The sequence below is a fragment of the Exiguobacterium sp. s161 genome (assembly GCF_018619045.1).
GTDB lineage: Bacteria > Bacillota > Bacilli > Exiguobacteriales > Exiguobacteriaceae > Exiguobacterium_A > Exiguobacterium_A indicum.
On record NZ_JACSNH010000001.1, the window covers coordinates 442139 to 454484 of the forward strand.

General features: G+C 48.9%; 13 protein-coding genes and 1 other RNA gene. 13 read left to right on the forward strand and 1 reads right to left on the reverse strand.

Annotated features, from left to right (window positions below; translation table 11 throughout):
- The first annotated feature begins 7 nt into the window (after positions 1-7).
- The 12 genes from KNQ14_RS02060 to ssrA all read left to right on the forward strand — a co-directional run bounded on the left by KNQ14_RS02060 (position 8) and on the right by ssrA (position 10605).
- Positions 8-247, forward strand: coding sequence for a hypothetical protein (locus KNQ14_RS02060; RefSeq protein ID WP_195864538.1), 240 nt, complete (start codon positions 8-10; stop codon positions 245-247).
- A gap of 198 nt (positions 248-445) precedes the next feature.
- Positions 446-1426 (forward strand): LacI family DNA-binding transcriptional regulator, encoded by a 981-nt coding sequence (locus KNQ14_RS02065; protein ID WP_214859454.1) that lies wholly within the window; start codon positions 446-448, stop codon positions 1424-1426.
- The gene (gene rbsK, locus KNQ14_RS02070) at positions 1423-2301 is read left to right on the forward strand and encodes a ribokinase (protein ID WP_214859457.1); all 879 of its coding nucleotides are present in this window, start codon (positions 1423-1425) and stop codon (positions 2299-2301) included. The genes KNQ14_RS02065 and rbsK overlap by 4 nt, the downstream gene beginning before the upstream one ends.
- On the forward strand, positions 2298-2687 hold the full coding sequence (gene rbsD / locus KNQ14_RS02075; protein ID WP_214859475.1) for a D-ribose pyranase: 390 nt from the start codon (positions 2298-2300) through the stop codon (positions 2685-2687). Before rbsK ends, rbsD begins: the two co-directional genes overlap by 4 nt.
- A gap of 12 nt (positions 2688-2699) precedes the next feature.
- Positions 2700-4178, forward strand: coding sequence for a sugar ABC transporter ATP-binding protein (locus KNQ14_RS02080; RefSeq protein WP_214859476.1), 1479 nt, complete (start codon positions 2700-2702; stop codon positions 4176-4178).
- 1 nt (position 4179) lies between these two features.
- Positions 4180-5148, forward strand: coding sequence for a ribose ABC transporter permease (gene rbsC, locus KNQ14_RS02085; RefSeq protein WP_050678685.1), 969 nt, complete (start codon positions 4180-4182; stop codon positions 5146-5148).
- A 27-nt stretch (positions 5149-5175) separates the two neighbouring features.
- Positions 5176-6093 carry a ribose ABC transporter substrate-binding protein RbsB gene (rbsB, locus tag KNQ14_RS02090; protein ID WP_214859477.1) on the forward strand — a complete coding sequence of 306 codons (918 nt, stop codon included), beginning with the start codon at positions 5176-5178 and terminating at the stop codon, positions 6091-6093.
- Positions 6094-6240: 147 nt separating this feature from the next.
- Positions 6241-6474 carry a preprotein translocase subunit SecG gene (secG, locus tag KNQ14_RS02095; RefSeq protein WP_023469201.1) on the forward strand — a complete coding sequence of 78 codons (234 nt, stop codon included), beginning with the start codon at positions 6241-6243 and terminating at the stop codon, positions 6472-6474.
- Positions 6475-6575: 101 nt separating this feature from the next.
- Positions 6576-7316, forward strand: coding sequence for an alpha/beta hydrolase (locus KNQ14_RS02100; protein ID WP_035409936.1), 741 nt, complete (start codon positions 6576-6578; stop codon positions 7314-7316).
- 14 nt (positions 7317-7330) lie between these two features.
- On the forward strand, positions 7331-9685 hold the full coding sequence (rnr, locus tag KNQ14_RS02105; RefSeq protein ID WP_214859478.1) for a ribonuclease R: 2355 nt from the start codon (positions 7331-7333) through the stop codon (positions 9683-9685).
- 32 nt (positions 9686-9717) lie between these two features.
- A complete protein-coding gene (gene smpB, locus KNQ14_RS02110) occupies positions 9718-10188 on the forward strand; it encodes an SsrA-binding protein SmpB (protein ID WP_214859479.1) in 471 nt (156 codons plus the stop codon).
- Positions 10189-10246: 58 nt separating this feature from the next.
- Positions 10247-10605: a transfer-messenger RNA gene (ssrA, locus tag KNQ14_RS02115) on the forward strand.
- A gap of 87 nt (positions 10606-10692) precedes the next feature.
- Here ssrA and KNQ14_RS02120 read toward each other — a convergent pair.
- On the reverse strand, positions 10693-11595 hold the full coding sequence (locus KNQ14_RS02120) for a zinc metalloprotease HtpX (RefSeq protein ID WP_214859480.1): 903 nt from the start codon (positions 11593-11595) through the stop codon (positions 10693-10695).
- A gap of 191 nt (positions 11596-11786) precedes the next feature.
- Here KNQ14_RS02120 and KNQ14_RS02125 point away from each other — a divergent pair, with 191 nt between their 5' ends.
- Positions 11787-12296, forward strand: coding sequence for a GNAT family N-acetyltransferase (locus KNQ14_RS02125; RefSeq protein ID WP_023469196.1), 510 nt, complete (start codon positions 11787-11789; stop codon positions 12294-12296).
- The last annotated feature ends 50 nt before the right edge of the window (positions 12297-12346 follow it).

Sequence of the window (12346 nt, forward strand, 5' to 3'; positions counted from 1 at the left end):
GACTTGCATGCATAAAATACTGTTCGGATTGTCCGTCTTAAACAGTGCCTACATTACGAATAACTTTTTTACGTATTCCGATAGTTTTTTGAATGCGCCACTCGGCATCACGACTGTTATTGCCGTGACATTGATGTTTCTGAATGACAGCGTCAAAAAAGATAAACCGTCATTGTACACGAAAGCGACGGATGGGCTAGGATTCATTAATATTTTGATTGGTCTTTCACTGATTGTCTTTATTTAAGACATGATTCAGAGTGTTCAAGTGCATGATCATACGGAATGATCGTAAGTCTGACGCCGCGTCAGGCTTCTTTTTTATAGTCTAATCCGAGGAATCGAAAAAAATAAAATATATTTTATATAAAAAGGATTGATGTGTAACCGGTTACACAATATGATGATTCTTGTAAGCGTTATCAAAAGAAAGAGGTGGCGAAACATGTCGACCATCCGGGAAGTAGCGAAAGCGGCACATGTCTCCGTCGCGACGGTCTCACGCGTCATGAATGAAAAGGGTTATGTCAGTGAGAAATCGCGTAAGGCGGTGCTTCAGGCAATCAAACAATTGGATTATCGACCGAACCGGGTCGCGCGATCGTTGTTCCAAAAACGATCCGGACTGATCGGATTGATCGTTCCAGACATCACGAACCCGTTCTTCCCACAACTCGCGCGAGCTGTGGAAGATATGGCACATCAACATGGTTTTCAAGTCATTTTGTGTAACACAGACGAACAGTTTCAGAAAGAACGCGAATATATCAAGTCACTCGAGGCGATGCATGTCGACGGATTGATCATCACGACGAACTACTCGAACAATCCGAACTATGAAGAACTCGAAGTGCCGGTCGTAGCGTTAGACCGTGTGTTACAAGGAGCGATTCCGACGGTGACCTCAAACGGCTACGAAGGCGGGAAGAAGGCAGCATCATTTTTACTTGCATCTGGTGCGACGGAGCTCGCTGTCATCAGCGGTCCTTCGAAACTCCCGACGATCAAGAAACGACGGGATGGTTTCGAAGAAATCGCCGGAACCCATCTCGTTGCAAGCATCGAGTCACCATTCCATTTTCAAGGGGCGCTTGACGCCGCGAACTATCTCTTTGATCACTATCATTGCAACGGGATCTTTGCTGCGAGTGATGTCATTGCCGCGGCAGCAATCCAAGTTGCGGCGGAACGCGGGATTACGATTCCAGATGAACTCCAAGTCATCGGTTATGACGGGATCGAACTCGGACAAATGATTTCACCACCGTTGACGACGATTGCGCAGCCGATCTACCAAATGGGAGAGCTGGCCGCGAAACTCCTGATTCAACGGATTGAAGGCACACCGATTGCTGCCGTTCATCATGAGTTGACGGTTGAGATCATCGAACGGGAAACGACGAAACGGAAGGATGAGGAAGCATGAAACAAATCAGTGTCATCGGCAGTATCTCGATGGATCTCGTCGTTGAAAGTAAACGCCGCCCAGGCGCAGGCGAAACGGTCATCGGCGATGCCTTTCATACCGTACCGGGTGGAAAAGGTGCAAACCAAGCGGTGGCGATTGCGCGTCTCGGCAGTACCGTCGAAATGATTGGTTGCGTCGGCAGTGACGCGAACGGTGAAGCGATCCGCGAAAACTTCAAAATGCAAGGAGTGCAGACGACACACTTAAAAACGATTGAAGGCGAACGGACAGGAACGGCACACATTACACTCGCTGAAGGCGACAACTCGATCGTCGTCGTTCAGTCTGCCAATCAACATGTCCAATTTACGGATGATACACTCGCACCGATTCTCGCAGACAGTGAAATCATCTTACTCCAGCTCGAGATTCCAATCGAAACGGTTGAGACCGTTGCTCGCGAAGCATATGCAGCCGGCATTCCAGTCGTCTTGAATCCAGCACCGGCGATGTCACTCAGTCCGGAATTGATTGAACACGTCACGTACTTAACGCCAAACGAACATGAATGTGGCTTGATCTTCGGACAAGACCAGCCGATCGAACATTGGCTCATGGAATACCCGAATAAACTGATCGTGACGGAAGGCAGTCGCGGGGCACGCTTCTACGACGGAGCGTCGATCGTGACGATTCCCGCGATCGAGACGACGGTCGTCGATACGACAGGAGCAGGGGATACGTTCAACGGTGCCCTAGCCGTTGCGTTAACGGAAGGACAACCGCTTGTTGAGGCAATTCGTTTCGCAAACCGGGCAGCTGGCTTATCCATCCGTGCGCTTGGCGCTCAAGGCGGCATGCCGACACGGGAACAGATGGAGGGAGACGCATGAAGAAGCACGGTATCTTAAACAGTCATATCAGCAAAGTCCTGACCGATCTCGGTCATACCGATACGATCGTCATCGCCGATTGTGGCTTACCGATTCCAGACGGGGTCGCACGAATTGATTTAGCGTTGGAACTCGGCACACCATCATTTCTCGACGTCGTCCGTGTCGTCACCGGTGACATGGCGATTGAACAGCTGACACTGGCGACAGAGATCAAAGAAGCGAATCCGGACGTCCTCGAGCAACTGGAAGCCATGCAGATCGAGACGACGTTCGTTTCGCACGAAGAGTTCAAGAAACAGACACAGCAGGCGAAGGTCATCATCCGGACCGGAGAAGCGACACCGTACGCGAATGTCATCTTCCATTCCGGCGTAATCTTTTAAGGGGGTCATGCGATGCGTATCGAGATGACAGGTATCAAAAAAGCATTCGGTCCCGTCCCTGTCCTGAAAGGTGTCGACTTCGAACTCGCTGCGGGTGAGATCCATGCCTTGATGGGAGAGAACGGTGCCGGGAAATCGACGCTGATGAAGATTTTGACCGGTGTCCATAAAGCGGACGCAGGTACAATCCGCGTCGATGGACAGGACATCGAATATAAGAATCCGAAGCTTGCTGAAGAAGCGGGAATCGCCTTCATCCACCAGGAACTGAACATCCTCCCGGATTTGACGGTAACGGAGAATCTGTTCCTCGGACGGGAGCTGAAGTCACGCTTCGGGATTCTCAAGCAAGGGGAGATGAAGCGGCAGGCAGAACGTGAACTTGCGGAATTGAACGTCTTCATGGACGTCGATCAACTCGCTCGGACGTTATCAGTCGGTCAACAACAGATGATCGAGATCGCAAAAGCTTTGATGACGGACGCAAAGGTCATCATCATGGATGAACCGACAGCCGCACTGACGGAGCGGGAAATTCGTGCCTTGTTTAGCGTCGCAACGGCACTGCGCAACCAAGGTGTCTCGATCGTTTATATCTCACACCGAATGGAGGAAATCTTCGAGCTCTGCGACCGAATCACCGTCTTACGGGACGGGATTTCCGTCTCGACACACGCGATTCCCGAGACATCGTTCGAACAGATCGTCCGAGAGATGGTCGGTCGTGAGATGGGTGAACGGTATCCGGACCGTGATGTGTCAATCGGCGCGACCGTCCTTGAGGTCAAACAGGCGAGTGGGAAACGATTCGACGATGTCTCATTCTCCGTTAAGGCAGGCGAAATCATCGGCTTCTCTGGTTTGATGGGTGCTGGGCGGACGGAAGTCATGCGGGGATTGTTCGGGGTCGATCGCCTGAAAGAAGGAACGATCGAACTGAACGGACAGTCGCTGAAAATCAAGACACCGTACGACGCGATCCGCCAGGGCATTGGCTTTTTGACCGAAGACCGTAAAGGCGAAGGCTTGTTCCTCGACTTTTCACTACGTGAGAACATCTCATTGCCAACGATTCGTTCGTTATCCCGCTCTGGTGTCATCAAGGATCAGGCAGAACGCGATTTCGCAGAAGGGTATTTGAAGTCGCTCTCGGTCCGGCACAGCTCGATGGACCAGCCGGCGAAGTCACTGTCCGGTGGGAACCAACAGAAGGTCGTCCTCGCGAAGTGGCTCGGGACACAACCGAAAGTCTTGATCCTCGACGAACCGACACGTGGTGTCGACGTCGGGGCGAAGAAAGAGATTTACCTCATCATGAACGAACTCGCTGCGGCGGGTGTCGCGATCATCATGGTCAGCTCGGACCTCCCGGAGATTCTCGGGATGAGCGACCGGGTCTACGTCATGCGCGAAGGCAAGATGAGCGGCATGTTGACACGACAGGAAGCGACGCAAGAAAGCATCATGACACTTGCGACAGGAGGACAATGATATGGAATTGATGCAAGGCAAGGTAACGGAAGCAAAACCGAGACGTCTTGGGATCGGACAAAAGCTTGGACCACTCGCAGGATTGTTCGCGATCGTCCTCGTCGTCTCGATCATGGAACCGGACTTTTTAACATTGAATAATCTATTTAACATCTTACGGCAAGTCTCGATCAATGCCTTGATTGCCTTCGGAATGACGTTCGTTATTCTGACGGGTGGGATTGATTTATCGGTTGGCTCGATTCTCGCCCTCTCGTCCGCCTTCGTCGCGGGTCTGATGACGGACGGAACGTCAGCGTTGATTGCTGTTCTGGCTGGATTGATCGTCGGAGCTGTCATGGGTGCCTTAAACGGAATGGTCATCTCACTCGGGAAAGTCGCACCGTTCATCGCAACACTTGCGACGATGACGATCTTCCGGGGATTGACGCTCGTCTATACGGACGGGAAACCAATCACTGGTCTGAGCCAAGGTGGCTGGTTCGAATTGTTCGGACGCGGTTACTTCTGGATCTTCCCGGTACCGGTTCTAACGATGTTAATCGCCTTCGCGGTCCTCTACTTCATCTTGAAGAAGACGACGTTCGGTCGTTATACGTATGCGATCGGTGGCAACGAAGAAGCAGCGAAGTTGATGGGGATTCAAGTCAATAAAGTCAAAATCATGATCTACTCACTCTCAGGTTTGATGGCAGCACTTGCCGGCATCATCCTGACGTCCCGTCTGAACTCGGCGCAGCCGACGGCGGGGACATCGTACGAACTCGACGCCATCGCAGCGGTCGTCCTTGGTGGGACGAGCCTGTCAGGTGGTCGTGGCTGGATTGTCGGTACCTTGATCGGTGCCTTGATCATCGGAACACTGAACAATGGACTTAATTTGCTTGGTGTCTCCTCGTTCTTCCAACTCGTCGTCAAAGGTTTAGTCATTTTGTTCGCGGTACTCGCGGACCGGAAACAAGCAGCGTAACCCATATTCCAAAAGGAGGATCTACCGATGAAAAAACTACTTGCAGTCGTCATGATGGCATTAATGGTCTTCGCAGCCGCCTGTTCGACGGAACAGCCGGGCAGCAGCAACAGTGATACGAAGAAAAAGACGAAGGACTTTAAGATTGGTCTTTCGATTTCAACCCTCAACAACCCATTCTTCGTCTCGTTAAAAGAAGGGGCAGAACAAGAAGCAAAAGCACAAGGCGCAACGCTTCAAGTCGCGGATGCACAAGATGATGCGGCAAAACAAGCAAGCGACATCGAAGACATGGTTCAAAAGAAAGTTGATCTCATCTTGATCAACCCAACGGATTCAGCAGCAGTTGGTGCAGCCGTCCAAACAGCAAACGATGCAAACATCCCCGTCATTACAGTTGACCGGAATGCAGAAGCAGGCGACGTCGTCGCACACATCGCGTCAGATAACGTCGCAGGTGGGAAACAAGCAGGTGAGTATATGATCGAACTCGTCGGCGATAAAGCTAAAGTCGTGGAGCTCGAAGGGATTCCAGGAGCATCCGCAACTCGTGACCGTGGTAAAGGGTTCCATGAAGCAGTCGACGGTAAACTTGACGTCGTCGCAAAACAAGCAGCAAACTTCGACCGAGCAAAAGGTTTGTCGGTCATGGAGAACATCCTCCAGAACAACAAAGACATCAAAGCCGTCTTCGCTCACAACGACGAAATGGCACTCGGTGCGGTTGAAGCGTTAAAAGCAGCGGGTCTGAATGATGTTAAAGTCATCGGCTTCGATGCGACGGATGATGCCGTCAAAGCCGTCAAAGACGGAAAAATGGCAGGAACGATCGCTCAAAAACCGACTGAGATCGGGAAGATGGGTGTCGAGACAGCCATCAAGCACTTAAAAGGTGAAACAGTCGAGAAGAACATCCCAGTTGATCTCGAATTGATTAAACAATAAGGAGACGAGACACCTGAGTCGACGATTCAGGTGTCTCTTTTTCATCAGGTGGAGCAGGCAGGAAAAAGTTCCTAAATCTATTCCTTGTTCCCGTACTTGTTTTTCTCTATAATGAAAGAAGCGTATATTACTGAAGGAGGATCATCGATGATCATTCATAACGTGGCTCTTGTCGGCCTCATCGTCGTTTCCGTTCTTCTCATCATCGTCGTTCTATTGATGTCGGGTCGTACGACCGGACTCGGAGCATTGACGGGTGGAGCAGAACAATTATTTGGTCGCCAAAAAGCTCGTGGCTTGGATGCGGTCCTAAATCGTGTGGCGTCTATCTTAGGAGCATTACTCTTCATCTTGGCGTTACTCGTCGCTTTTTATAAGTGAGCATTGAAACGACAGCCGTATGATCGCGCTGTCGTTTTTTGTATTTCTCGATATTCATTTTTTACGGATATGGGGTATAGAGTTAGAGGGGGAATCATTTTATGAAAATCACTTTACCAAAACCATTCTTTTTCGAAGCCGGCCCACGTGCCGTTTTACTATTACACGGATTCACGGGATCGAGCGCGGATGTCCGCATCCTCGGTCGCTACTTGCAAAAACAAGGCTATACGTCCCTAGCACCACAATATAAAGGGCACGCTGCCCCACCCGAAGAGCTGACGAAGACCGGGCCAGCCGACTGGTGGCAGGATGTCCTTGCCGGATATCAGGAACTCGTCGATAAAGGCTATGACGAAATCGCTGTTTGCGGACTGTCGCTCGGTGGCGTCATGTCGCTGAAGTTATCGATGAACCGTCCGGTCAAAGCGGTCATCCCGATGTGTGCGCCCGCCTACATCAAAAGTGAAGAAGTCATGTATGCAGGAGTCACCGAGTACGCACGAGAATTCAAGAAGCGAGAAGGCAAATCACAAGAAGAAATCGACCAAGAGATGGCGTCCTTCGAACCGATGCCGACCTTGAAGGACTTACAGGAACTGCTGCGCGAGACACGCGATTCGCTCGAGGACGTCTACGCACCGACGCTCGTCGTCCAAGCGCGCAATGATCACATGATCAACACCGACTCCGCGAACATCATCCATGATGGAGTCAGTGCCTTCCAAAAAGAGCTGATCTGGTATGAGAACTCAGGTCACGTCATTACGCTCGACAAAGAAAAAGACCAGCTCCACTCTGACATCTTGGACTTCCTGGAGTCATTGAACTGGAGCAAGTAACTGGAGGTGTCACGTTGGAATTACGTGAACGAATACTAACGGTCATCACGACGGAAGAACGTCCGTTTTCGATTGATCAATTAACGAAAAAACTAGAACTAGCGGATACGGAAGCATTCAAGGAATTGATCCGGACGCTAAACGCAATGGAAGACGAAGCGTTGATCGCCCGGACACGCTCGAACAAGTACGGAACGCTCGCGCAAATCGGTCAAGTCGCTGGGAAGATTTCCGTCCACCAACGCGGGTTCGGTTTCGTCTCACCGGAAGACGGCTCAGAAGGCGACATCTTCTTACCGGCACCGGAACTGAAGAACGTCTATAACGGCGACCGTGTCCTCGTCAAAGTGTTTGCCGAGTCAAACGGCGGCGATCGTCGTGAAGGGAAACTGCTCAAGATTCTCTCACGCGGACCAGCTGATTTCGTCGGAACGTTCGTCAGTCCAAAAGGACGGATCGAATCAATCGCTTACATCGAACCGGATGATACGAAACTGACGTTCTTACCGGTCGTCGCGAACGACGATACACTCGGTGCCGTCGATGGCCATAAAGTCCTCGCCCGGATTACGAAGTATCCTGACGGTCGCTACGCCGGAACGGCAAAAGTCTTAAAAATCATCGGTCACAAAAATGACCCAGGCGTCGATATTTTGTCGATCGTCCATAAGCACGGGATCAACGTCGACTTCTCACCGGAAGCGATCGCTGAGGCGAATGCTGTACCGGATCAGATCGATGAGAAGGATTTAGTCGGACGCGTCGATCTACGAAACGAATTGACGGTGACGATTGACGGGGCGGACGCAAAAGACCTCGATGATGCGGTGCACGTCAAGAAATTAGCGAACGGTAACTTCGAGCTTGGTGTCCACATCGCTGACGTCTCGCATTACGTCAAAGAAGATTCAGCACTCGACGAAGAAGCGCGTGAGCGCGGAACGAGTGTTTATCTCGTCGACCGTGTCATCCCGATGATTCCGCACCGTCTATCGAACGGGATCTGCTCGCTCAATCCGCACGTTGATCGTCTGACGCTCAGCTGTATCATGGAAATCGATGCGAACGGGGCTGTCGTCAACCATGAGATCTTCCAAAGTGTCATCAAGACGACGGAACGGATGACGTACACGGACGTCCGGAAAATCATCGAACGTGAAGACGAAGAAGTGATTGCAAAGTACCAAGATCTCGTCGAGTACTTCGACAAGATGGCGGAACTCGCAGCAATCCTGCGCGAACGCCGCTCACGTCGCGGGGCGATCAACTTCGACTTCCCAGAAGCGAAGGTCCTCGTCAACGAAGAAGGCAAGACGAGTGAGATCATCCTCCGGGAACGGTCAGTTGCTGAGAAGCTGATCGAAGAGTTCATGCTCGCAGCGAACGAAACGGTCGCCGAGCACATCCAGCGTCAAAAACTGCCGTTCATGTACCGGATCCACGATGAGCCAAAAGCAGAACGTCTCGATACGTTCTTCAAGTTCATCGGTAACTTCGGAATCAACGTCGAACGCAAGGGTGAGTCAGTTGCACCGAAAACGTTGCAATCGATCCTCAACGCCGTCGAAGGTGAGCCGGAAGAAGCCGTCGTCAGTACGGTCATGCTCCGTTCGCTCCAACAAGCGAAATACGACATCGAACCGATTGGCCACTTCGGTCTGTCGACGGACTACTACACGCACTTCACGTCACCGATCCGTCGTTACCCAGACTTAATGGTTCACCGTCTGTTGCGTGAATATGTCATCTACAATGACAAATCGCAAAAGACGCAAGACCGTTACTCGGAAATCTTACCGGAAATCGCTGACCATTCGTCGAAACGCGAGCGTCGCGCGGTAGATGCGGAGCGGGAAACGAATGCCTTGAAGAAAGCCGAGTATATGGAGCAACACATCGGTGAGACGTTTGAAGGTGTCGTCAGTGGTGTGACGAACTTCGGGATGTTCGTCGAATTGCCAAACACGATCGAAGGACTCGTCCACATTCAAGCGATGACGGATGACTTCTACCGTTACGATGAAGCGAACTATCAGCTAATCGGTGAGCGGACGAAGCAACAGTTCCGGATTGGTGATGTCGTTGAAATCAAGGTCACGAACGTCAACATCGATGAACGGACGATTGACTTCAGTGTCGTCGGGATGCCAGAACGGCAACCGAAGAAACGGTTCGAGTCGAAGACGATCCGCTCAAGCGGCGGACGTCCGGGACAAAAACGCGATGATAAGAAGAAGGACGATCGTCGCGGCAAGAAACGGTCAGGTAAGAGCGACCAAAGCAAAGGAAAAGGATTCTCGTTAAAGAATAAGAAAGATAAACCGCCGTTCCATAAAGCGGTCTCGAATAAGAAACGGAAGCGCAAATAAGCGCTTCCGCATCGGAAATGTGGTGAACGAACATGCCAAAGGGAACAGATTCGAAAGTCTTAGCGAACAACAAACGGGCCTCGTTCGATTATGCGATCGAGGATACGATTGAAGCCGGTCTCGTCTTGACGGGAACGGAGATCAAATCGGTCCGAAAAGGAAAGATCAGTATCGGGGACGCATTCGTCCGGTTCGACGGGGGAGAAGCGATTCTCTGGAACTCAAACATCGCCCACTTCGAACAGGGGAACCGGTACAACCATGAACAGCTCCGCCCGCGGAAACTGTTGCTGCACAAGAAACAGATCACGAACTTGATCGGGGCGGTCTCACGGGACGGTTATACAATCGTGCCGCTGAAGGTCTACATCAAGAATGGTTACGCGAAATGCTTGATCGGACTCGGACGCGGGAAGAAGAAATTCGATAAACGCGATGATCTGAAGAAGAAGGATGCGAAGCGTGATATCGAACGAGCACTACGCGATAAGCAAAAGTATTGAACCCGTAACACTTTTCTGCTAGAATATTAGTATTCGGAAAGCCCCAATTTATTATCTTGGGGACGTTACGGATTCGACGGGGGTAGTTCGGTCTTCTGTGGCGTGTCGAGGGGTCGGCCTCGTTAAAACGCACCAGCCATAACTGGCAAAACTAACACACAACTCGCAGCAGCTTAATTGCCGCTACGGATCCTAGCAGCTGTCGCCTGGTCGGCTGATTTCTAGGGTCTCACTTTAAACAGGCTACGCTTGGACCCTTCCGTCTGGAGGGAAAGAGAAGAGATGGAATCAGACTGGTCGAACGGACGCCTGTCAATTGGCAGCCTGACGACGAGATCCCAATAAATTGACTACACACGTAGAAGCTTAAGTATACGATGCCTTCGGACGTGGGTTCGACTCCCACCGTCTCCATACGACGAAATCAGTTGATTTCAAAAAAAGTGTCAAAATCCTTATTAAGGATTTTGACACTTTTTATTAATATTTTTTTAAAAATTTTACTTAATAGAAGTCATTTAATTTGAACTTTTTTTGTAAACTTTTAATTCTTTTATCTACTGATGGATGGGTAGAAAATATCTGTAACCATTTTTTTGTTCCATTAAATTGAGAAGATGCGAATTTTTTTTGTGACTGTAAAAGGTCCGGTTCACCATTTAATTGTTGAAGAGCTGATATCATCTTTTGCGGATTTGTTAATTGAGCTGCAAGAAAATCAGCTCCGAATTCTCGTTTTCGTGAATACATTTTTGTGATTAAATTGGCGAAAAATAAAAGTACTAAAGTTACGATGGCTTCAAACAACCAAATCAACCAAATAAATGGTTCAGAATCTTTGTCTGAAATAAAAATCGAAGCCCATTTATAAAATGTGATGGGTAATAAAATTGTAGCTAATAAAGTATTTATAAAAGCTTGAAGAAGTGTTTGTGTTACCATGTCTCCATTTTTTATATGAGCAATTTCATGAGCGATTACAGCTTCAATACTATTTGAATCCATTTTATGTAACAATCCAGTTGAAATAGCAATTAAACTACTATTTTTTGATCTTCCTGTTGCAAAAGCATTCATGTCAGATGATTCATAAATTGCTACTTCTGGCATTTTTTTAAAACCTGCTTTTGTTGCAAGTTTATGTGTAGTTTGGAAATACCACTCATACTCAGGACTATAATGTTGATCATCTTGAAAAATAAATAAATTAAATGCCTTTTTGGCAGCTTGTTTTGAAAATAATAGACTTACAAAAGGGGCTGTACAAGAATAGATAAGTAAAAAAGGTAACAATCCAATAATATCACCGTTAGTAATGAAGAGTAGCGTGACTATAAAAGAAATATTTAGAAAACTAAATAAAAATAATCTTTTCCATAATCCACTACTTATTTTTATAGAATCCACAAAAAAACCTCCATATATTTCAAGATAACAACATCGTATTATAATTTATATTTTTTTACAATTTAAAATTTAAATTGGGATTTTTTTATTTTTTATATTAATTTTAGGGTTATCACTTTTTAAATTTTTTAGCGAAAAAACATACAAAAGAGTATTATAAAATTATAAATTTTAGAATGGAGCTGACACTTATGATACGACGCGCCACGTTGATGGACGGAAAAGCCTTATCGGACTTAATGCGACGCATTGATCGCGAAACAAAATACATGTTGTATGAGCCGGAAGAACGCGTCCTTTCAACGGAACAGGCCGAGGCGTTCATCGAGAAATTCGGTCAGGCTGCGAACTCGGACATCTTCGTCGTGGATGTCGACGAGCAACTCGTCGGTTATGTGCTCGTCGTTGGTGGTGAGCCGAGTCGGATTCGTCACCGGGCGAATCTCGTTATCGGCTTGCTTGACGCCTACACAGGTCGTGGACTCGGTGCAGGTCTACTTGAAGCGGTGGATGCCTTTGCGATTGAAGCAGGACTCATCCGACTCGAGTTGACGGTTCGCAAGGACAACTTGCGGGCAATCGAGCTCTATCATAAGTTTGGCTTCAACATCGAAGGGACACGCATCGCGTCACTCTTCATCGATGGCGAATACGTCGATGAACTGGCGATGTCGAAAATCTATACGACGGAAGAATCCTAAAAAAAGATGCTCCATGGACTTATCTCTGAAAAGAGACGAGACCGTGAGCA

Excerpts from the sequence above, each read along its gene's own strand:
- KNQ14_RS02065 (WP_214859454.1), top strand. The coding sequence starts at position 446 with ATGTCGACCATCCGGGAAGTAGCGAAAGCGGCACATGTCTCCGTCGCG.
- rbsD (WP_214859475.1), top strand. The coding sequence starts at position 2,298 with ATGAAGAAGCACGGTATCTTAAACAGTCATATCAGCAAAGTCCTGACC.
- KNQ14_RS02060 (WP_195864538.1), top strand. The coding sequence starts at position 8 with ATGCATAAAATACTGTTCGGATTGTCCGTCTTAAACAGTGCCTACATT.
- rbsC (WP_050678685.1), top strand. The coding sequence starts at position 4,180 with ATGGAATTGATGCAAGGCAAGGTAACGGAAGCAAAACCGAGACGTCTT.
- rbsK (WP_214859457.1), top strand. The coding sequence starts at position 1,423 with ATGAAACAAATCAGTGTCATCGGCAGTATCTCGATGGATCTCGTCGTT.
- KNQ14_RS02125 (WP_023469196.1), top strand. The coding sequence starts at position 11,787 with ATGATACGACGCGCCACGTTGATGGACGGAAAAGCCTTATCGGACTTA.
- KNQ14_RS02100 (WP_035409936.1), top strand. The coding sequence starts at position 6,576 with ATGAAAATCACTTTACCAAAACCATTCTTTTTCGAAGCCGGCCCACGT.
- KNQ14_RS02080 (WP_214859476.1), top strand. The coding sequence starts at position 2,700 with ATGCGTATCGAGATGACAGGTATCAAAAAAGCATTCGGTCCCGTCCCT.
- rbsB (WP_214859477.1), top strand. The coding sequence starts at position 5,176 with ATGAAAAAACTACTTGCAGTCGTCATGATGGCATTAATGGTCTTCGCA.
- smpB (WP_214859479.1), top strand. The coding sequence starts at position 9,718 with ATGCCAAAGGGAACAGATTCGAAAGTCTTAGCGAACAACAAACGGGCC.
- secG (WP_023469201.1), top strand. The coding sequence starts at position 6,241 with ATGATCATTCATAACGTGGCTCTTGTCGGCCTCATCGTCGTTTCCGTT.